This window comes from Streptomyces sp. NPDC059371 (assembly GCF_042751995.1).
Lineage (GTDB): Bacteria > Actinomycetota > Actinomycetes > Streptomycetales > Streptomycetaceae > Streptomyces.
This window is the reverse complement of the sequence record NZ_JBHYXD010000021.1, coordinates 76,557-97,012: the sequence shown is the minus strand read 5'-3', so window position 1 is coordinate 97,012 and position 20,456 is coordinate 76,557. Positions and strand designations below refer to the sequence as shown.

Below are 20,456 nucleotides of genomic sequence, written 5' to 3'. Positions count from 1 at the left end.
GGGAGCGGACAGGCCCGCCGCTGTGGTCGAACCATGCTTCAGCAGGCTGAAGCAGTTCCGGGCCGCACCGGCAAGTGCCACCTGCCGATCGCGCTGGGCACCGAGGCCGCGATGGCCGGTTACCAGGTCAAGTACGTCCTGGCCACCAAGCTCGTCAACGAGCGCGTTGAAGCCGCCGATGAGGAAGAGGTGACCAAGACCATCGCCCGTTACGGCCGTGTCGATCTCCTATGCATCGACGAACTCGGCTACATGGGACTCGACCGTCACGGCGCCGAACCGCTCTTCCAGGTCCTGACCGAACGCGAGGAAAAGAACAGCGTCGCCATCGCCTCCAAGGAGTCCTTCTCCAATGCGCGTGTGTTCCGGCGAAGCAGTGCCAGGCAGCGCCGAAATCTCACAGGTTCGTTGATGAGGCGGATGCTGCATGATCGAACGATGCTGGTTGAGGTGGAGAAGATCGTACAGTTCCCGGGGAGCCCCTTGCTGGCTCAGGTCAGGATGGCCTTCGGGCGTACTGCTATCCACGGGTGCGGGGATCCGACCGCGGAGCCGGGCGAGTACCACGTGGAGTGGACGCTTGCGAGGATGTCGTCTGGGGGCGGAACGCCAAGCCAGCTGCACGCACCCAAGCCCATGAAGGGCTTCGCCGGCTTCCCTCGCCAGGATCTCGACGCGGTGACCGCCGGGCTGACTCTGCCCCGGAGCTCCGGGATCGCCGAAGGGCACGTGAACCGGGTTAAAACGCTCAAGCGAGCCAAGTATGGCCGAGCCTCGTTCGCCCCCCTCCGGACCCGGATTCTCACCCAGCCATGAGGGCTGCGACTGATGCTCGCCTCATGCGACGAGCCTGGTGGCAAAGGCCGCTATCAGGGTGTCCGCCCTCAGCAGCAGCTCAGGGTTGGAAGTTCCTGCCACGCGGACAGAAACCTCACTGCCACCCACGGCCTGCGCAAGGTGCACTTCAAGTCGATGGTCTGATCCAACGAGTGGATAGCTGTACCAGCGATCCGGGTGCTCATCATCGGTGGCCTCAAGGCCGAGTTCGACCGCCTGCCAGTCGGCGTCATCGAAGTCGTAGCTGGCGTAACACGCCAAGAGAGCCAAGAAGGGCTGGACGTTCTCGTTCCAGATCCAGCCACCTACCGCGCGTTCCCGGTTGCTCTCTGCCATCCAGCCAGAGTGCCACATGCGGGATGTTCACTCCCCGCCATATGTCCGTTCACGGAACTGCGGACAGAACCGTGAAAACGGCCGGGGACACTCCTCGCCTCGTTTGGCTGAACCTTGATGTATGTGGGGAGGTTGGGGAGCGAAGAGCGGGCCTTGATCACCGGTGGCTAAGTTGGGGCCATGACTGGTGACTGGCGGATGGATCGGATCGGGGCGGCTCTGCGAGGTGAGAACCCGACCGTGCTGCGGCGGCTTGAGTCGGGGTTCGCGGTGATCGGCGATGTTCAGTTCTTGCCGGGTTACTCGGTTCTCCTCGTGGACGAGCCGGGTGTTCAGCGGCTGTCCGATCTGCCGAGGACGAGGCGGCTGTCGTTTCTGTCCGACATGGACCGGCTCGGAGAAGCCGTTGAGCGCGCCTGCCGACGCTTGGATCCCGGCTTCCGCCGGGTCAACCTGGAGATTCTGGGGAACACCGACCCGTTCTTGCATGCCCACGTCTGGCCGCGGTTCGATTGGGAGCCGGCCGAGTTGGTGGGCAAGCCTGTGTGGCTGTATCCGGGTGACCGGTGGAGTGACGAGAGGTTCAGACTGGGGCCGCAGCATGACGTGTTGCGGGACGGGATCGGGAGCGAACTGGACCGGTTGCGTTCGATGGGCTGACGACGTGAGCCCGCCGACCGTCAAGCGCGCCGGCCGGGGCGCCCAGCGCGGTCAGCTCCCCTGCGTTCCACTCCCACGGCTCCCGGTAGCCGACCCGCTGGAGGGTGACGGCGGGCAGCACGGAGAGCAGCTCGCCGGGCAACAGCGCGCTCCCTCCGACCCGCACCTCCAGGTCGTACCCGGGGATGCCGAGTTGGAGGTAGACCGCCGGGACGGCGTCCAGGTCGCGGCGGAGGAGTCCGGCGTGGGGCCACTCGAAAGCCGGTCGGCGGCCCGCACATCCAGCGTGCCCGGGTACTTCCGCAGCCCGCCGACGGTCCTGTGACGCACGCCCGTCCAGGGGCTGTGGGCCGGGACGTCCGGCGGGTCGGCGGGGATCAGCAGCACCGGGCGCGTCCGGCCGCCGGGGGTGAGCAACAGGTCCTCGGCAAGGGTCCCGGCCGTGGACCGAGCCGATGCCGCTCCCGACGATCTGCGGACGTGCCGCCCGCAGCACGGCCGAGGGGATCGGGGAAGTGAGCCCGGCGACAGACCCGATCTGGATCCAGGCAATCGGGTCGGAACGCTCCTTGCGGGCAGTGATCATGTCGACGACGCCGGCCGCGGCCGGCTCACCCCCAGGTAGTCGATGACCACGTCGACCTCCTACGGGTGAGCCGTGGGCGACGACCGCACGGGCCCGACGGTTCAGGTCAGCAGGCGGCCCGTGTGGGAGATACGGCGAGCCTCGGACAGAAGCGCGTGGATCTGGGGTCCGACGTGGTCGACGTGCCGTACGGGCGTCTTGAACGGGAGTCGGACATCACGGTGGGTGCGCGTGTACTCGAGGCGCAAGGTCAGGCCGTAGCGGTCGACCCCGACCGGGAGCGCACGCAGCACCCCACCGTCCGGAAGTGCGCGCAGCTCCCCACCGTCCGGGAATGGACGCACCAAGCGCAGGAGCAGGGGCACGAGTTCCGCGTGCTCGTCGACGAGGTGGGTCAGCATGCCGGCCTCACTCGTCGCCAGCGGGTCGAGTTCCGTCGCCTCCAGTTCATGGAGAGTCACGTACGAACGGCCCGAGGCGTCCTCGAGCATTCCCTGTCCGAACTCCATGCACGTGCTCTCCGCGGAGTCGGGGTCGTACGGCTCGGCCAGCAGGCCGGTCAGGGTGACACGAGCGCGCAAGCGGTCGCGTACGGGAGTGGGGGCTATGTCGGTGAGTTCGAGCCTGACAGGGGTCCGGGCACCGACACCGCCGCCCTCGAACGGGGCGTGCAAGTGGAAATGACCCATGGCACCGGCCCCGTCGAGCCGCCGGACCTCCGCGTACCGCCCGTCGCACACCACCGTCATGGAATGGGCGGCGGCCAGGATCGAGCGGACGCGCTCGACGGCCGTCGGCGCACTGCTACGGGTTGGGGTACGACGCATCCGGACCTCCAGAACAAGCAACTTAGGTTTGCCTAACCTAACCCATTGAGGAGTCGGGCGTCTCGCCTGCGAACGCAGCCGCCCTCACCGCTGCGCGTCGGTTCCGGATTCGCACCGGCTTCCCCGGCCTCGAATGTGGCTCGACCGGTCCGAGGACGCGATCAGGCCTGTCGTACGGTCATTTCGGGCGATCGGTCACGGGGTACGGGACGAACGTGCTGGTGTTCTGGTCGATCCGCAGGGGCCGGCCGAGGGGCGGTGCCGCGCGCTGGGGGCAGTCGAGGCGTTCGCAGACGCGGCAGCCCATGCCGATGGGCGTGGCGGCGGAGGCATTCGTGAGGTCGATGCCGTCGGAGTAGACCAGCCGTTGGGCGTGGCGGATCTCGCAGCCGAGGCCGATGGCGAAGGTCTTGCCGGGTTCGCCCCAGCCGCCGCGATGGCGAGTGATCGCCCGAGCTGTCCACAAGTAGCGCTGCCGGTCGGGCATTTCGGCGATCTGGACGTGGATACGGCCGGGCGCGGCGAACGCCTCGTACACGTTCCACAAGGGGCAGGTGCCGCCGGCCCGGGAGAAGTGGAAGCCGGTGGCGGACTGCCGTTTGGACATGTTGCCGGCGCGGTCGACGCGGACGAAGGAGAAGGGGACACCGCGCAGGCGAGGGCGCTGGAGGGTGGACAGGCGGTGGCAGACGGTTTCGTAGCCGAGGCCGTAGCGGTCGGTGAGGCGTTCGATGTCGTAGCGGACCTCTTCGGCCGTCTTGTGGAAGGCGGCGTACGGGAGGATCAGCGCGGCCGCGAAGTAGTTGGCGATGCCGATGCGGGCCAGGGCATGGGTGGTTGAGCCCGCCGGGAAGTCTTCGGACGCCTGATGGTCCAGCCCCTCGGCGTGTTCGAGCAGGGCGAGTTGGGTCGCGAGGCGGAACGCGCGTTGGCCGGGGCGCAGGCGAGCGGACAGGTACAGGGTGCGGGTCTGCTCGTCGTAGTGGTGCAGACGCTCGCCGCTCTCGGCGGCCAGCCGCACGCCGTGCCGGTCGCCGAGGCGCGCTCCGAGGGCCGGAACGACTTCACCGGGGCGGACGCCTATCTCCTCCGCCAGACGTTCGGCGGCGAGGTCGGTGTCGTGGAGGTAGTTCTGGCGGCGGTAGAAGAAGTCGCGGATCTCCTCGTGCGGGGAACGGGGCCCCTCGTGCTCGGCGTTGCGGCCGTCGGCGGCGCCGGCGAGCCGCTCGGCCAGGAGTTGGTTGCGGCGGCCGAGGTCCAGCAGGACCTGAGCGACCTCGGGCATGCGCGCGGCGAGATCCGCCAGGTCGGAAGCCGACACCCGCGCCCCGGCGATCTCGCCCGCCAGTGACTCCCGCAGATCGGCCACCAGCCGCGTGGTGTCGCGCTCGGAGAAGAAGGTCGGGTCGACGCCGAAGGTCTCGGTGAGCCTGAGCAGGACCGGCACGGTCAGCGGGCGGGAGTCGTGCTCCATCTGGTTCAGGTAGCTGGGCGAGATGGCGAGGACCCGGGCCAGTTCGGCCTGGCTCATCCGGCGTTCCTCGCGCAGCCGCCGCAGTCGTGCTCCCGCGTAGGTCTTGCTCACCGCGCTCCTCACCTGGCCGGGACTGGCGATGGTCAGCGTATGCGAGGAGTGGCCTTCCAGGTCCTTCGCAAACTTGGCAAAAGGCGTCGCGAAGATTCGCAGAAGTTGGCAAACGTCCCTGCTTGATGGCACTCAGTGCCAGTGTCAGAGTTCCAGTGCGGCTCGCCGGATCTTCGGCAGCAGGAGCACGGAACCGGGCGCGATTCACGCCCTGACGTCGGAGATCCCGGCATCTGTGCACTGCTGTGCGGCAGCATTGCTCAGCCCCGCTCAGCGACGGAACGGCGGGCCGCACCTCAGCCAGAGACACACAGTGCCACTCCCCCTTCTCCACAGCCGGGAGATTGGCAGATCGAACAACCGAGGAGACGTGAAGACGATGGCAGAGTCGAGGACGACGGCGGCCGAGGAGCTCGCGGGGCGCTGGGCCAACGACCCCCGCTGGCAGGGCATCGAGCGTACCTACGGTGCCGAGGACGTGATCCGGCTCTCGGGGAGCGTCCGTGAGGAGCACACCCTGGCCCGGCGCGGCGCCGAGCGCCTGTGGCGTCAGTTGCACGAGCAGGACTACATCCACGCGCTCGGCGCCCTCACCGGCGGTCAGGCGGTCCAGCAGGTCAGGGCGGGTCTTCAGGCCATCTATCTGTCCGGCTGGCAGGTCGCCGCCGACGCCAACCAGGCCGGCCACACCTACCCCGACCAGAGCCTGTACCCCGTCAACTCGGTGCCGCAGGTGGTCCGCAGGATCAACAACGCGCTGCTGCGCGCCGACCAGATCGCCACCGCCGAGGGCGGCACGGACACCACCGACTGGCTCGCCCCGATCGTCGCGGATGCCGAGGCCGGCTTCGGCGGCCCGCTCAACGCGTTCGAACTGACCAAGGCGATGATCGCGGCCGGCGCGGCCGGCATCCACTACGAGGACCAGCTCGCCTCCGAGAAGAAGTGCGGACACCTCGGCGGCAAGGTGCTCGTCCCGACCTCGCAGCACATCCGCACCCTCAACGCGGCTCGTCTGGCAGCCGACATCGCCGACGTGCCGACCCTCGTCGTCGCCCGCACCGACGCGCTGGCAGCCAACCTGATCACCAGTGACGTCGACGAGCGCGACGCCCGGTTCGTCACCGGCGAGCGCACCGCCGAGGGCTTCTACCGCGTGCGCAACGGCATGGCTCCCGTGATCGCCCGCGGCCTCGCCTACGCCCCCTACGCCGACCTGATCTGGGTCGAGACCGGCACCCCCGACCTCGCCCAGGCCCGGGAGTTCGCCGAGGCCATCCACGCCGAGCACCCGGACCAGATGCTGGCCTACAACTGCTCGCCGTCCTTCAACTGGAAGGCCGCCCTGGACGACGACCAGATCGCCAAGTTCCAGCGGGAACTCGGGGCCATGGGCTACCGCTTCCAGTTCATCACCCTGGCCGGCTTCCACTCCCTCAACCACGGCATGTTCGACCTCGCCCGCGGCTACGCCGAGCACGGCATGACCGCCTACGTCGACCTCCAGGAACGCGAATTCCCCGCCCAGGAGCACGGGTTCACCGCCGTCAAGCACCAACGCGAGGTCGGCACCGGGTACTTCGACCTGGTCTCCACGGCTGTCAACCCGGCCTCCTCCACCACCGCCCTCGCCGGTTCCACGGAGGAAGAGCAGTTCCACTAGGTCCGACTCCGGGGCGCCGCCGCCCGCTCGCCCCATCTCCCGGGCGCCGACCGCACGCTTCGGCCGAGCGGGGTCGTACAGCTTCGCCCGACTGAGCGGGGGGGGGTGTACGACCTTCCCGGCCGCCCCCCGCCCCCCCGCTCCCTCCTTCCCCCTGGAGAACCCGATGTCCACCACCGCACTGACCCACCGCGTCCGCGTGCTCGCGGCACCGGGCGACCGGAACGACGAGATCCTCACGCCCGCCGCCCTGGACTTCGTCGGCAGCCTCGTCGCCGCCTTCGGCGAGCGCAGGCGGGAACTGTTGAAGGAGCGCCGGCGCCAGTCCCTGCGCATCGCGGCCGGCTCTCCGCTCGACTTCCCCTTCGTCACCTCGGCCGTCCGCGCCGACCCCTCCTGGCGCGTCGCACCCGCGGCACCGGGTCTGACCGACCGCCGCGTCGAGATCACCGGACCGCCAGACCGCCGTATGGCGGTCAACGCCCTCAACTCCGGTGCCCGCGTGTGGATGGCGGACTTCGAGGACGCCACCGCACCGACCTGGGACAATGTCATCGGCGGCCAGCTCACCCTGCTCGACGCGATCGAGCGCCGCATCGACTTCACCACCGAGGACGGCAAGGAGTACCGCCTGGCCGACCGTGACCGGCTCGCCACCATCGTCGTCCGGCCGCGGGGCTGGCATCTCACCGAGGAGCACCTGGAGTTCGACGGCGGACCGGTGCCCGCCGCCCTCGTCGACTTCGGGCTCTACTTCTTCCACTGCGCGCGGCGTCAGATCGACGCCGGGCACGGACCGTACTTCTACCTCCCGAAGCTGGAGAACCGGTACGAAGCCCGGCTGTGGAACGACGTCTTCCTCACCGCGCAGGAATTGCTGGGCATCCCCCGGGGCACGGTCCGGGCCACCGTCCTCATCGAGACGATCACCGCGGCCTTCGAGATGGAGGAGATCCTCTACGAGCTGCGTGAGCACAGCTCCGGCCTCAACGCGGGCCGCTGGGACTACCTGTTCAGCCTGATCAAGACCCTCGGTCATCGCACCGACTTCCTCCTCCCCGACCGGGCGAAGGTCACCATGACCGCGCCCTTCATGCGGGCGTACACCGAACTGCTCGTGCGTACCTGCCACAAGCGTGGCGCGCACGCCATCGGCGGCATGGCGGCCCAGGTGCCGAGCAAGGACCCGGCCGCCCACGAGGCGGCGCTCGCCAAGGTGCGACTGGACAAGGAGCGCGAGGCGGAGGACGGGTTCGACGGGTCCTGGGTCGCCCATCCCGGGCTCGTCCCGGTGTGCCGTGAGGTGTTCGACGGCGTACTGGGGGACCGGCCGCACCAGATCGACCGGACACGGGACGACGTGGCCGTCCAGGCCGCGGACCTGCTGTCGGTGCGCCGGATCAGCGGACCGCCCACGCCGGAGGGCGTGCGCACCAATATCGCCGTGGCGCTGCGGTACTTCGCCGCCTGGATGCGCGGTCAGGGAGCGGTCGCTCTGTACGGCCTCATGGAGGACGCGGCGACCGCCGAGATCGCCCGCGTGCAGATCTGGCAATGGCTGCGGCACCAGGTGATCGACCGGCTGACCGTGCTCGACGTGCTCGACGAGGAACTCACCGCGCTCGGCGCCGAGTACCCGTGGGCGGACCTCGACGAGGTACGCGGCCTCTTCGAACGCACCGCCCTCAGCGGTGAGTTGCCGCTCTTCTTCACTCCGGACGCCTACTCCGGGCACCTCGTGCACCACGCGGAGCCCCGGTCATGAGCGCCCGCTTCCGGCGCGTGGGCGTGGTCGGCGGCGGCCAGATGGGCGCCGGGATCGCCGAGGTCTGCGCGCGGGCCGGGCTGGACACGGTGGTCTGCGAGGCAGACGCGACGGCCGCCCGCGCGGCCCGCGAGAGAGTGGCCGCCTCCCTCGACCGGGCCGTACGGCGCGGCAAGTTGGAGCCGCACGCGGCGCGGGACACCCTCGCCCGCATGGTCTTCACGGGCAGTCTGGACGACCTGGCCGACCGGCAGCTCGTCGTCGAGGCTGTCATCGAGAACGCCGACGCCAAGACCGAGGTGTTCGCCGCCCTCGACAAGATCGTCGAGGATCCGGCGGCGGTGTTCGCGACGAACACCTCCTCCTTGCCCGTGATGCGTGTCGGCATGGCCACGAGCCGCGCCGACCGCGTGGTGGGACTGCACTTCTTCAACCCAGTGCCGGTGCTGCCGCTGGTGGAGGTCGTGGCTTCCCTGCACACCTCACCGGACACCGTGACCGCTGTGGAGGACTTCGCCACGGGCACGCTCGGCAAGACGGTGATCCGCTCACGGGACCGGGCCGGCTTCGTCGTCAACGCCCTGCTGATCCCGTATGTGCTGGCGGCCGTCCGGATGGCGGAGTCGGGCTTCGCGACCGCGGCCGACATCGACACCGGAATGGAGCTGGGCTGCGCCCATCCGATGGGCCCGCTCAAGCTCGCGGACCTGATCGGTCTGGACACCGTCGCCTCCATCGCGGAATCGCTCTACGAGGAGTTCAGGGAACCGCTCTACGCCCCGTCCCCGCTGCTTCAGCGGATGGTCCAGGCGGGGCTGCTGGGCCGTAAGACCGGACGGGGATTCCACACCTACGGTCACGCCTGAGCATCCTGGCGCGACCGGGCCGAGGGGCCCTGACCGCACTGCCGGCCGGGGGATCCGGCAGACGCTTCGCAGGGGGCGACGGAGGAAGGGCGGGAAGCGCGGTTGAGGCGCTTCCCGCCGTCGCCACATCCCACCGACACCGCTCCCGTGTCCCACCTCACCATCCGAATGTCGGATGTGATCGGCCGCGCCGGTGGATTGCCCTAGGCTGGACGGTGCAGCTGGTTCGCCCCGTCCGCCAGGCGGGATGCGTCGTAAGAGGGAACCCGGTGGAAATCCGGGACTGCCCCGCAGCGGTGAGCGGGAACGACCGCCGTCATACGCACTGGACCCGATGAACAGGGTCTGGGAAGCGACGGCCAGTAGGTGTCTCGTATCGCTCGTACGAAGTGTGTACGAGGAGACGTGCCCGTGAGTCCGAAGACCTGCCCGTTGCCCGCGCGCGAAAGGATTCGTGCGCGGATATCCCGGTGACCTCGTGGGCGGGTCGGCGTACATATCGGACGGAAGATCGCGCCGCGCCGCGCGAGGTCGGTTCCGCCCGGTTCGTCACCCCTTCGCGCTCGCGTCCCGTTGCCGGGATCCCAGGGAGATATCTCGCGAAGGAGATTTCCGTGACAGCGAAGTCCGCGACCGCGGCAGCACGGGCCACCGTGTACGGCTACCCCCGCCAAGGACCCGACCGGGAGCTGAAGAAGGCGATCGAGGGCTACTGGAAGGGCCGCGTCACCGCCGACGCCCTCCACCGCGCCGCCGCCGACCTGCGCGCCGCCAACTGGCGCCGGCTCGCCGAGGCCGGCATCGACGAGGTTCCGACCGGCGATTTCTCGTACTACGACCACGTCCTCGACACCACCGTCATGGTCGGCGCGATCCCCACCCGCCACCAGGCCGCCCGTGTGACGGACGACCTGGAGGGCTACTTCGCCATGGCCCGCGGCACGCAGGATGTCGCGCCGCTGGAGATGACCAAGTGGTTCGACACCAACTACCACTATCTGGTGCCCGAGTTGGGACCGGACACCGTCTTCACGGCCGACTCCACCAAGCAGGTCGCCGAACTGAACGAGGCCCTCGGCCTCGGGCTCAGCGCCCGCCCGGTGCTGGTCGGCCCAGTCACCTACCTACTGCTCGCCAAGCCCGCCCCGGGCGTGCCCGCGGACTTCGAACCGCTCACCCTGCTTGACCGGCTGCTGCCGGTGTACGCCGAGGTCCTCGCCGACCTGCGCGCGGCCGGAGCCGAGTGGATTCAGCTCGACGAACCCGCCCTCGTCCAGGACCGCACCCCGGCCGAACTGGACGCCGCCGCCCGCGCCTACGACGCTCTCGGCTCCCTGACCGACCGGCCGAAGCTCCTGGTCGCTTCCTACTTCGACCGGCTCGGCGACGCCCTGCCGGTGCTGGCCAAGGCCCCCGTCGACGGACTCGCCCTGGACTTCACCGACGCCGCGGCTGCCAACCTCGACGCCCTCGCGGCCGTGGGCGGCCTGCCCGGCAAGCGGCTGATCGCCGGTGTCGTCAACGGCCGCAACATCTGGATCAACGACCTGGCCAAGTCCCTCGCCACCCTCGGCACCCTGCTGGGTCTCGCCGACCGGGTCGACGTGTCGGCGTCCTGCTCCCTGCTCCACGTCCCGCTCGACACGACCGCAGAACGGGACATCGACCCGCAGCTCCTGCGCTGGCTCGCCTTCGCCCGGCAGAAGACCGCCGAGATCGTCACCCTCGCCAGGGGACTCGGCCTCGGCACCGACGCGATCGCAGGCGAACTCGCCGCGAACCGAGCAGATTTGACCTCGCGGGTGAACTCGCCGATCACGCACGACCCCGCCGTGCGGGCCCGCACCACAGCCGTCACGGATGCCGACGGCCGTCGCTCCCAGACCTACGCCGGGCGGGCGGCGGCCCAGCGCGCCCATCTCGGCCTCCCCCTGCTGCCGACCACCACGATCGGCTCCTTCCCGCAGACCGGCGAACTGCGCACCGCCCGCGCCGACCTGCGCAAGGGACGCATCGACGCGGCCGGCTACGAGGAGCGCATCCGGGCGGAGATCCAGGAGGTCATCGCCTTCCAGGAGAAGGCCGGCCTGGACGTGCTCGTACACGGCGAACCCGAACGCAACGACATGGTCCAGTACTTCGCCGAGCAGATGACGGGATACCTGGCCACGCAGCACGGTTGGGTGCAGTCCTACGGAACGCGCTACGTCCGTCCACCGATCCTGGCCGGCGACATCTCCCGCCCCGAACCGATGACCGTGCGCTGGACGACGTACGCCCAGTCGCTCACCTCCCGGCCGGTGAAGGGCATGCTCACCGGCCCGGTCACCATGCTCGCCTGGTCCTTCGTCCGCGACGACCAGCCCCTCGGCGACACCGCCCGCCAAGTCGCCCTCGCTCTGCGGGACGAGGTCAACGACCTGGAGGCGGCCGGGACTTCGGTGATCCAGGTCGACGAGCCGGCCCTGCGCGAAACCCTGCCGCTGCGGGCGGCCGACCGCCCGGCGTACCTGGCCTGGGCCACGGAAGCCTTCCGGCTCACGACGGGTGGCGTGCGGCCCGAGACGCAGGTCCACACCCACATGTGCTACGCCGAGTTCGGGGACATCGTCCAGGCCATCGACGATCTCGACGCCGACGTCATCAGCCTCGAAGCCGCCCGCTCGCACATGCAGGTCGCCCGCGAACTCGCCGCGCACGGTTACCCGCGCGAGGCCGGACCCGGTGTGTACGACATCCACTCCCCACGCGTACCGAGCACGGCGGAGGCCGCCGAACTGCTGCGCACCGGGCTGAAGGCCATCCCCGCCGAGCGGCTGTGGGTGAACCCTGACTGCGGCCTGAAGACGCGCGGCTGGCCCGAGACCCGAGCCTCGCTGGAGAACCTGGTCGCCGCCGCCCGCACGGTCCGCGAGGAACTCTCCGCATCCTGACCGCTGTCCGGTCCGCCGGGGGAGGAAGCACCACGCTCCGCTTCCTCCCCCGGCCCCGGCTCAAGAGACACACGGATCACCGGACCTTGGGAGTGCTCCGCGCGCTGCCGTGGACGATGCTCGAGCAGGGCTTGACGATCACCGGGCAGGAGTTCCACAGCTCCACCCCGGCCGTGATCAGTTCCAGTACCGCACCTTGCTCTTCGGGAGTCCACGCGGCGCACTCGCCTCCGAACAGCTTCTCGTATGCGCTGTTGTGCACCGCGCTCTGCGGGGGCAGCCGGTGGACCTCACCGAGTCCTCGGGCCAGATCCTCGAAGAAGTTCCACGCTTCCAGCACCGCACCCGGGGGGACGCGCCGGCGTGCCGGGTTCTCCAGCCAATGCTCGACACGGTCGAGCTCCAGGATGTCGGCCTCCGGACAGGCCAGCCTCCGCCCCCGTCGGCTCACGTACAACCGCGCCTGCCGAACGGTCGTGAACACCGGCACCCGCCAGTGATCGACTTCTGGCAACGTCAGCACCTGATCAGGCTCGTCGTTCTCGCCACCGATCCACAGGACCACCGCGCTGCGGCCGAGCCCGCGCACCCGATAGGCATAGAGACTCTCGCGTCTACCTCGGCGCCGGGCCGCAAACACATCTGCCATCTCGATCTTTGTCACGCCCTCACACTGGCACGACCCGCGACAACGTCGTGGACCTTCTCCGCAGCGACTTCCCGGATCAGAAGTTCCGGAAGGCCCCCCTACCCGGCCAACGATTCGAGCCGAGCCACTAGCTCCGGGCAGGGCAGCCTCGTGGTTCAGGAGGACGGTTCCCGGTGGCGGCGCAGCAGGTCCACCACGGCACAGCGCAGGCAGTCTCGGTCCGATTCCCCCAGCGTCCCCGAGGTGCCGGCACATGACGCCGCGCATCGCGTCGCCACCGTGCCCGTCTCCTCGGGGCAGACGCCCTTTGCGGCCTGGACCAGCGACTCCAGGTCCCGGAGGAGCTGTTCGGTTCGCTTCACCTGATCGGCAAGCACGCGGACGCGAGCGCTCTGACCGCCGATCTGCCGTCGGCTGGCGATCAGTTGCTCGTATTCCCGCACGGTGAGAGCGACCGCTTCGCGGCCACCGAGCGTGATGTGTCGCGGCTGGAGATGTCTGGCCACCTGGGTCTTCCGCTCCTCGACTTGGTGGGTTCCGTCCCGTCGGTCGGTGCTGCGGCTCACGTCCGTGATCCGATGGTCCCCGTGTCCGCAGAACGCGAGAGGGCCTCCGGATGGTTCCGAGAGGCCCTCTTGTGTCCTGAAGAATTCAGCCGGCGGCCGGGACCGATCGCCCGGAGGGAGCGGTCGCGGGCTTGGGGTTGAGCAGGCGTTCGGCCAACTCGCCGAAGACAGCTGGAAGGGCATCCGCTGAGGAGGGCGCCCCAGCCTGGAGTCGGTGGCCTGAGCCGTCATGCACATGCGGCACACCCCACAGGTTTCCAGGATCACCGCCTCAGGCGGCGGCTGTCGCCGTCGGGGGCTTCGGTGAGTTCGGCGTGCAACTGGTTACGGGTGCGCACCAGAATCCGCCCGAGCATGTTCTTGCCTTTCCCGGTCCTGCCCCGACCCCAGTAGTGATCGGCGGTGGTGTCTTCGACGATCTCTTCCTCACCGGTGGACAGCAGAGTGTCACGGATATCGGCATGCGCGCGGAACTTGGTTGCCACCGCACGGCGCATCACGTCGCCCTTGACCCGTTCCCAGTCCCTCCGCAGAGGATTGGACGAGTCACGGCCCAGCTCCGCTGCCCGCAGCGGCGTGCGCGCACGCCGGATGAGATCCGAGTGGCGGGTGCCCTTGAACTTCTGGGCCTGGAAATAGTGCTCCGAGGTTGGCCACCACACCCCGTCGAGGTCGAAGCCGTGATCGGAGAAGTTCGAGAAGCGCCCATAAGGGACTTCATCGGCGCCATAGAAGTAAATCGTCATGGGAGCCTCACGGATGTTACGGAAATCCGCACCGTGTCAGGCATGCCGCAGCCCCCGCAACCAGATTTCTTCACCAAGCCCAGCCCTTCACCACACCAACGACCCGGTGAACCTTCCCGGTCACAACACTAGCGAGGGCCGGATTCGGCCGTTCGCGGCGCCGCGAACCGTACGGATGCCCGGAACCGTGCTCGGCGGGCGGCACGCCGGAACGTCGTCAGCACGGCGGGGCCTGCCAGCATCACGCACACGAAATTGGTGACGGCCCGGCCGGTGTCCCAGCCCAGCGAGGTCGCCATGTCGAAGGCGATGTAGCGGTGCCACTGCTCGGTGAAGGGCAGACCGGGCAGGTAGGCGATGGAACTGTTCGGGTCGAGCGAGAACGGCCAGACGGACAGGTTGAGCAGGAAGCCGAAGAGGTAGCCGGAAAGCGAGCCGTACACGGCGAGAAGAAGCGTCTCGCGGCGGCCGGTGGCGCGCGGCAGGATTCCGGCGAGCATGCCGACGAAGGCGCAGCCGAACATCTGGTAGGGCATCCAGGGGCCGACTCCGCCGGTGATGAGCGCGGAGGCGAACAGCGAGGTGCAGCCGAGGGTGAACCCGAAGCCGGGACCGTAGACCCGGCCGGCGAGGACCAGGACGAAGAAGATGGTCTCGACCGCGGTGCCGGCACCCAGGGGTCGCAGGGCCGCGTTGACGGCCGACAGGACGCCGAGCATGGCGAGCGCCTTGGAATCGATGCCGCCTTCGGCGATCTCCGACAGGACCACGCACAGGACGAGGGCCAGCAACACGCCGAAGATGAGGGGCGGCGCGTAGTTGGAACCGAATTTTCCCGGTGCGACGACGAACGGCCAGAAGAACGCGACAAGCCCGAGGAAGGCGGCCAGCCCCATGCCGTGGACAAGATCGCCACGCGAGACGCCGTCCATAAGGGCGGGCGGTCGCCCAGGGATGGCCTGCTCGGTGCGTCGAAGCGCGTACGTAGCAGTCGGGCCCGCGCAGCCTCACATCCGGGATCTCAGCACGTCGACCTCACAGCCCGGCGCGAAGGGGTCGAAGCCGTGCTCGGTCAGCCAGCGAACCACCAGCAGGCTTCGCAACGACCACCACCCGCGGATCACGCCGAGGTCGACGTCGGTGCCATAGCCGGCGAGGAGGTCGTCGAGCTGCTCCTCGTGGCCGAGCGTGAAGGTGGCGAGGTCGTACAGGGCGTCGCCCCGGCCCGCCTCGGACCAGTCGATGATGCCGGTGACCTCGTCGCCGTCGACGAAGACGTGCGCGATCTGCAGGTCGCCGTGTGTGAACGCCGGAGTCCACGGCCGGAGCGCGGCCTCGGCGACCTGGCGGTTGCGGGTGACCAGGCCGGCCGGCAGGACACCGTTCGTCACGAGCGACTCGCACTCATCGTCGAGTTCCGCCGCCAGCGCGTCGATGCTCCGACCCGCCCGGCCCGGCAGGGGCGGCAGCGGAGCTTCGTGCAGCTTCCGGATGGCGGCGCCCGCCGCGGCCCACGCCGCCGGTGACCCGGTCGACGGCCCGCCGAGGCGCCCGAGCGTCGTCCCCGGGAGTGCGGCGATCGCGAGCACCGGCGGCTTGCGCCACAGGACCTCCGGGGTCGGGACCGGCGCGAGGGACATCACCTCGACCTCGACGTCGATGCGCGCCTGATCGGCGTCCACCTTCAAGAACACGTCGCCGACGCGCAGAGTCGCGCGCTCGGAATGGGCGACGACGACTTCGACCTCATCCATGGGTGACCAGTATCCCGGGGACGATCGCCGACGTCGCCAGGTTTGTCGCGTGCGACTGCGCGGGCTGACCGGGTCCCGCACCTCTACCCGGCGGCCTCGTGCACAACACCAACCTCTGGCCAGGCCAAGCCCACCACTTTTGTCGGGAGTCCCTCGTGCGCACGCGGCCCGTATGCCCCTGCCAAGTAGCCAGGGCATACGGGCATCACGCGCCGAGTCGTTCGGTGCTGCCGGGAGATCGAGGCCGGTGGCTCAGGCCGGGAGCTTCCAGTTCTGGGCGGCCGTGCCGTTGCAGGTGTAGAGCTGGAGTTGGGTGCCGGTCGTCGTCGAGGAGTTGGGGTCGTCCAGGCACAGCTTGGACTGGGGGTTGATCAGGGAGCCGTTGGCGCCCGCGCTCCATTGCTGGGCGCCGGTGCCGTTGCACGTCCAGAGCTGGATGAGGGTGCCGTTGGTGGTCCCGCTGTGATCGACGTCCAGGCATTTGCCGAGGCTCCGGACCGTTCCGTCGCCGGCGACGATCCAGTCCTGGGCGTAAGTGTTGTTGCAGGTCCAGATCTGGACGTGGTTCCCGTCGGTGGTGGAGGAACTCGCGTCGTCCACGCACAGGTTCGAGGCCACAGCGGAAGTGATGGGCCCGATACGGGGTGAGGCCGGGGCGGTCGTGTCACCGGCGTAGGAGGGCGGAGCGGCGGACGCGGCCGTCGCCCAGGAGGTGTTGGCGCTGGTGCCGAGCGTGTAGGTCAGGGTGCCGCCGGCGGTGATCGCCGACGTGGGGGCGTAGGCGTTGTTCCAGGCGGAGCCGTTCCACGTCGCGGACTGGACGTAGGGGGCGTTGTCGGCGGCACCGTTGCCGTTGATCGTCAGCGTCTTGCCCGACGGGAGCGTGATCACGGCCTGGGTGAACAGGGGGGAACCCAGGGCGAGATCGGCGGTGCCGGGAGTCTCGGGGAACATGCCGAGCGCGGACCACACGTACCACGCGCTCATCGCGCCGAGGTCGTCATTGCCGTCGGCCAGCCCTCCCGGGGTGTTCGCCCAGATCTGCTGCTGGATCGCCCGTACGGTGCCCTGGGTCTTGTAGGGCTGCCCGATGTAGTCGTACTCCCAAGGCAGTTCGATGCTGGGTTCGTTGCCGACCCACGCGTACCCCTTGTCGCCCGTGTAGCTGCGCAGCACAGTGTCCAGGTAGTGGCCCATCGCCGTGTTGCCGCCCTTGGCGCGCGCGAGGCCGGCGATGTTGAAGGGGATCATCCCGGTGTAGATCCAGGAGTCGGCCTCGACCATGTCGGTGCCGCTGGTGGGGTCGAAGCCGCCGGTCCAGGAGCCGCTCGCGTTGCGCGGCTCGACGAAGCCGGAGGCCTGGTTGAGCACGTTGCGCCAGCCCTGGGCACGATTGGCGTACGTCTTCTGGTTGCCGGTGTCGCCGAGCGCCCCGGCCATCGCGGAGAGCGCGAAGTCGGCGGTGTTGTACTCCAGCGTGGTGGCCACGGGACCGTAGAAGTTGCAGCAGCCGTAGCTGCCGTCATGCGGCATGTATCCAGGTGAGTTCAGGTAGTTGAGGCCCGGTCGGTCGTTGTTGGTCGTACTCGCCTGTCTGACCATGTCGGCGAGAGCCGTCGTGGTGTCGAAGTCCCGGGCGCCGAAGGCGTAGTAGTCGGCGATGATGGCGTCCGCCGGGTCCCCGACCATCACGTAGGACTCGCCGTTGTTCTCCGACCACTTGGGGAAGATCCCGGTCTGGGCGTAGTCGTCGACCATCGACTGTGCCGTGTCCGAGGCGACTTGGGGCGCCACCAGCGCTTCGAGCTGAGCCTGCGAACGATAGATGTCCCAGCCGGAGTAGTTGGCGTAGGCCGCCTTGTGGCCGGCGTCCACGGTGTGGGTCTTGCCGTCGAAGCCGTAGTACTGGCCGTTGGTGTCGCTGATGACGTTCGGGTGCAGCAGCGAGTGGTAGAGCGCGGTGTAGAAGGTCTGTTGCTGTGCGGCCGTTCCGCCGGCGATCTGTATCTTGCCCAGTGCGCTGTTCCAGGCGTCCTGGGCGGCGGTGCGGGTCGCGTTGAAGTCCCACCCCGTGTTCTCCGCGGCCCGGTTGGCCGCCGCGTTGGCCACCGAGACGTAGGAGACGCCGACCTTGGCCTGCACCACCGGGTTGCTCGTGGTGTTGAAGGTGACGTAGCCGTTCGAAGCGGCGGCTTCCGGTGAGGCGCCGTCCTTGGCGGTCTTCGGGGTCGCGGCGGTGGGCATCCTGCCGTGGAGCACGGGTTTGTTGGGCTTCTCGGCCGCGTTCTTGGACGCTGTGCGGGGTTTCGCGGGGGTGGTGGCCGACGTCTTGGCGACCGAGCTTCCCTGGGAGGCGAACGGCTGGTCGAAGACCATGTCGAAGTACACGGTGTACGTGTTCCCGGCGCCGCAGAAGCGCCCGCTGGTGACCTGTCCGCTCACCTCGGTGTTCGAGACCTTGGTGAACTGCGTCGACGAGGCGCCGTTCTGACTGCCCGTGAGTTTGAAGATCAGGTTGGCCTGGTTGCTCGAGGGAAAGGTGAAGCGCGCCATCCCGCTGCGGGTCGTGGTGGTCAGTTCGGTGGTCACCTGGTTGTTGAGCGCGACCTTGTACGAACCCGCGGACGCCGACTCGTTGGCGTGCGAGAACGCGTCCGTGGCGCCGGTGTTGACCGTTCCGACCGTGGGCAGCACCGGGATGTCGCCGGCCGCGCCGCAGCCCGGCCCGGCGATGTGGGTGAGGCTGAAGCCGGTGATGGACGAGTCGTTGTACTCGTAGCCGCCACCGGGGGGCCGCGACGTCGTGTCGGGGCTCCACTGGACCATGCCGAACGGCACATCGGCCCCGGGGAAGTCGTTGGCCTCGTTCGTCGTGCCGATGAACGGGTTGACCACGGTGGCCGGCGACGCGACGAACGCGGCTTCGCCGGCCGCCCACGCGGGTGCGCACAGCCCGGTCATGGCCAGTGCCGCGGCCGCGAACAAGCCGATCGCGGCCGTTCCGGGGGGTCTCGACAGTCGTGTCACGGGGGTTTCTCCTCTACTCGGGAGCGGGAGCTGAAGACTGACAACGTTGTCTTCCTGTGAGGCGCGGCACTTGAGCAGCAGGCGAGTTGGACAACGTTGTCGCATCGTCGAGATGGGGCGCCTGGCGATGCGAACGCGCGGACGGGACCCCTGGGCCGCGAGCACCTGGGGGCGCGGACGAGAACTGTCCGTGAAGCTAGCTATCGGGCAGGGTCATGTCAACGATTTGCGCAAGGGGCCGCCCGGGGGTCCGCCACGAAGATGCGGCGCCCATCCATCGGACGGACCGTTGAGGTATGACACATCCACTCGTACCCCCAGGCGAGACCCCGCCGGTCGAGGGCTCCATCGCCGAAGCACACCAGGAGAAGCCCGACGGCGGGATGTGGGAACACCCCTATGTCTGGCTCAGTTTCATCGTCGTGGGCTCGGTGATCGTCGCCGGGTACTTCGTGGCCCGAATCAGCGGGTACTGAGCCGGCCGGGCACGTGGCAGACGAAATCCGGAGGCGCGGACCGGCGGAACGCCTGAAGCAGGCCTACCCGTTGAGCGCCGGGCGGACCGAGCGCGGAAGGGAATGTCAGAGCCCTGTGGCAGGGTGAGTCCCGGATGGAGGATTCGTCCGGAACGGATCCCGAAACCCCAGGGAGCAGCACGTGACCAGCCCCGACATCGCCCCGCCGGGGCAGCGTACGACGCGGCGACGCTCGGACCTCGGCACGATCAAGGCCTGGTGGCGGGAGCTCGAAGGGGACGGGTTCCTCGTGCTGCCGCCGCCGAACCGGGCCCGCTACACCCAGTCCGAGGGCCATGGTGACGCGGCGGAACTCATCGCGGCGAAGGGGCTCAGCGGCCCCGCCTCCTTCGCGTACTGGCACTGGCAGTCCCACCGGCATGCCTTCGACCGCTCCGGCTCCCTGACGGGCGAACTGCTGCTGCACTGGGGCGGCGATCACGCCACCGTCGCCGCCGGACTCGGCGAGGGGCCGACCGGTTTCCGGGTCGTCGACGGCGGGCCTGAGAGCGCCTTCCGGCTGGACCGGATCACGCCCCGGGACGAGTCGGGCCTGCCCGGTCCCGGAGACCTCGACGGCGTGCGCCAGTTCCTCGCGGCGCTGGACGAACCGGTGGACCGCAGCGCTGCCTCCCTCCGGTATCGGCCCCTGTCACCGGCCGAGGCCGCATGGCTCCACGAACGGCTGCGCGACCCCCTTGATCTCTCCGCCGCGAAGCGGTTCGTGGTCTCGCTGGAGCGGCGGGACGAACTCACGGCCGACGAGACGGATCGGCTGCTCACCGCCTGGCGGCTGAAGCGTGAAGGGCCGCTGACGGAGTGGAGTGCCTGGCGCGAAGTGCTCCACGCGCTGCTGCGCCACGGCCGTGCGGAGGCGTGGGAGCTGGTCGCCGACCTCGGCGCCGGGGCGTCAGGCGTCCTGCGGCAGGTGCCCTCCGAGCGGGGCTTGGCCGCTGTGCGGGAGTTCGCGCTCGCGGGCGACCGCGCTTCGGTCCACTCCTGGCTGGCGCTGCACCGGTCGCGGGGGGGGGCCGCCGCGGGGCGGGCCGCGGCCGCCCCCCCCGCGGGCCACACCCCCACCCCCGCCCCCCCCGCCCCCCCCCCCGGGGGGGTGGTCGCGCGGGCCGGGGGCGGGCCCGCC

At 69.4% G+C, this 20,456-nt stretch carries 16 protein-coding genes, 2 pseudogenes and 1 riboswitch; of the genes and pseudogenes, 9 read left to right on the top strand and 9 right to left on the bottom strand.

The features are described 5' to 3' along the window. Nucleotides 1-66: 66 nt before the first annotated feature. A pseudogene (locus tag ACFXGX_RS15260) lies at nt 67-816 on the top strand (ATP-binding protein); the annotation flags it as partial. A gap of 21 nt (nt 817-837) precedes the next feature. Here the strand turns inward: ACFXGX_RS15260 and ACFXGX_RS15255 are convergent. Next, on the bottom strand, nt 838-1,173 hold the full coding sequence (locus ACFXGX_RS15255) for a hypothetical protein (RefSeq protein WP_384790189.1): 336 nt from the start codon (nt 1,171-1,173) through the stop codon (nt 838-840). A gap of 180 nt (nt 1,174-1,353) precedes the next feature. On the opposite strand from ACFXGX_RS15255, the gene ACFXGX_RS15250 reads away from it, so the two are divergent. Together ACFXGX_RS15250 and ACFXGX_RS15245 are read left to right on the top strand one after the other, a co-directional pair. Then, nucleotides 1,354-1,833 (top strand): HIT family protein, encoded by a 480-nt coding sequence (locus tag ACFXGX_RS15250; RefSeq protein WP_384790186.1) that lies wholly within the window; start codon nt 1,354-1,356, stop codon nt 1,831-1,833. Nucleotides 1,834-1,837: 4 nt separating this feature from the next. Continuing rightward, nucleotides 1,838-2,158, top strand: coding sequence for a hypothetical protein (locus ACFXGX_RS15245; RefSeq protein ID WP_384790183.1), 321 nt, complete (start codon nt 1,838-1,840; stop codon nt 2,156-2,158). A gap of 362 nt (nt 2,159-2,520) precedes the next feature. On the opposite strand, the gene ACFXGX_RS15240 is transcribed toward ACFXGX_RS15245, so the two are convergent. Next, entirely contained in the window at nt 2,521-3,246 is a 726-nt protein-coding gene (locus tag ACFXGX_RS15240) for a DUF2470 domain-containing protein (protein WP_384790180.1), read from the bottom strand. A 178-nt stretch (nt 3,247-3,424) separates the two neighbouring features. Next, a complete protein-coding gene (locus tag ACFXGX_RS15235) occupies nt 3,425-4,831 on the bottom strand; it encodes a short-chain fatty acyl-CoA regulator family protein (protein WP_384790177.1) in 1,407 nt (468 codons plus the stop codon). Between the two features lie 379 nt (nt 4,832-5,210). On the opposite strand from ACFXGX_RS15235, the gene aceA reads away from it, so the two are divergent. The 4 genes from aceA (at nt 5,211) to metE (ending at nt 12,058) form a co-directional block, all read left to right on the top strand. After that, a complete protein-coding gene (gene aceA, locus ACFXGX_RS15230; protein WP_384790174.1) occupies nt 5,211-6,494 on the top strand; it encodes an isocitrate lyase in 1,284 nt (427 codons plus the stop codon). A 166-nt stretch (nt 6,495-6,660) separates the two neighbouring features. Beyond that, nucleotides 6,661-8,259, top strand: coding sequence for a malate synthase A (gene aceB / locus ACFXGX_RS15225; protein WP_384790171.1), 1,599 nt, complete (start codon nt 6,661-6,663; stop codon nt 8,257-8,259). Beyond that, the gene (locus tag ACFXGX_RS15220) at nt 8,256-9,125 is read left to right on the top strand and encodes a 3-hydroxybutyryl-CoA dehydrogenase (RefSeq protein WP_384790168.1); all 870 of its coding nucleotides are present in this window, start codon (nt 8,256-8,258) and stop codon (nt 9,123-9,125) included. Before aceB ends, ACFXGX_RS15220 begins: the two co-directional genes overlap by 4 nt. Before the next feature lie 205 nt (nt 9,126-9,330). Continuing rightward, a riboswitch (cobalamin riboswitch) is annotated at nt 9,331-9,573 on the top strand. A gap of 166 nt (nt 9,574-9,739) precedes the next feature. Continuing rightward, the gene (gene metE / locus ACFXGX_RS15215) at nt 9,740-12,058 is read left to right on the top strand and encodes a 5-methyltetrahydropteroyltriglutamate--homocysteine S-methyltransferase (protein WP_384790165.1); all 2,319 of its coding nucleotides are present in this window, start codon (nt 9,740-9,742) and stop codon (nt 12,056-12,058) included. Between the two features lie 76 nt (nt 12,059-12,134). On the opposite strand, the gene ACFXGX_RS15210 is transcribed toward metE, so the two are convergent. The 6 genes from ACFXGX_RS15210 to ACFXGX_RS15185 all read right to left on the bottom strand — a co-directional run bounded on the left by ACFXGX_RS15210 (nt 12,135) and on the right by ACFXGX_RS15185 (nt 18,800). Then, nucleotides 12,135-12,722 (bottom strand): hypothetical protein, encoded by a 588-nt coding sequence (locus ACFXGX_RS15210; protein WP_384790162.1) that lies wholly within the window; start codon nt 12,720-12,722, stop codon nt 12,135-12,137. Nucleotides 12,723-12,862: 140 nt separating this feature from the next. Continuing rightward, nucleotides 12,863-13,273, bottom strand: a complete 411-nt coding sequence (locus tag ACFXGX_RS15205; RefSeq protein WP_384790159.1) for a hypothetical protein — start codon at nt 13,271-13,273, stop codon at nt 12,863-12,865. 263 nt (nt 13,274-13,536) lie between these two features. Next, on the bottom strand, nt 13,537-14,019 hold the full coding sequence (locus tag ACFXGX_RS15200) for an NADAR family protein (protein WP_384790156.1): 483 nt from the start codon (nt 14,017-14,019) through the stop codon (nt 13,537-13,539). 128 nt (nt 14,020-14,147) lie between these two features. After that, nucleotides 14,148-14,915, bottom strand: a complete 768-nt coding sequence (locus tag ACFXGX_RS15195; protein ID WP_384790153.1) for an ECF transporter S component — start codon at nt 14,913-14,915, stop codon at nt 14,148-14,150. Nucleotides 14,916-15,026: 111 nt separating this feature from the next. Continuing rightward, the gene (locus ACFXGX_RS15190; protein ID WP_384790150.1) at nt 15,027-15,773 is read right to left on the bottom strand and encodes a phosphotransferase family protein; all 747 of its coding nucleotides are present in this window, start codon (nt 15,771-15,773) and stop codon (nt 15,027-15,029) included. Nucleotides 15,774-16,025: 252 nt separating this feature from the next. Continuing rightward, complete coding sequence (locus ACFXGX_RS15185; RefSeq protein ID WP_384790147.1) at nt 16,026-18,800, bottom strand: lectin; 2,775 nt, start codon at nt 18,798-18,800, stop codon at nt 16,026-16,028. Nucleotides 18,801-19,096: 296 nt separating this feature from the next. Here ACFXGX_RS15185 and ACFXGX_RS15180 point away from each other — a divergent pair, with 296 nt between their 5' ends. Then, the gene (locus tag ACFXGX_RS15180; protein ID WP_384790144.1) at nt 19,097-19,276 is read left to right on the top strand and encodes a DUF6480 family protein; all 180 of its coding nucleotides are present in this window, start codon (nt 19,097-19,099) and stop codon (nt 19,274-19,276) included. A gap of 181 nt (nt 19,277-19,457) precedes the next feature. Continuing rightward, nucleotides 19,458-20,456: pseudogene (locus tag ACFXGX_RS15175) on the top strand (hypothetical protein); the annotation flags it as partial.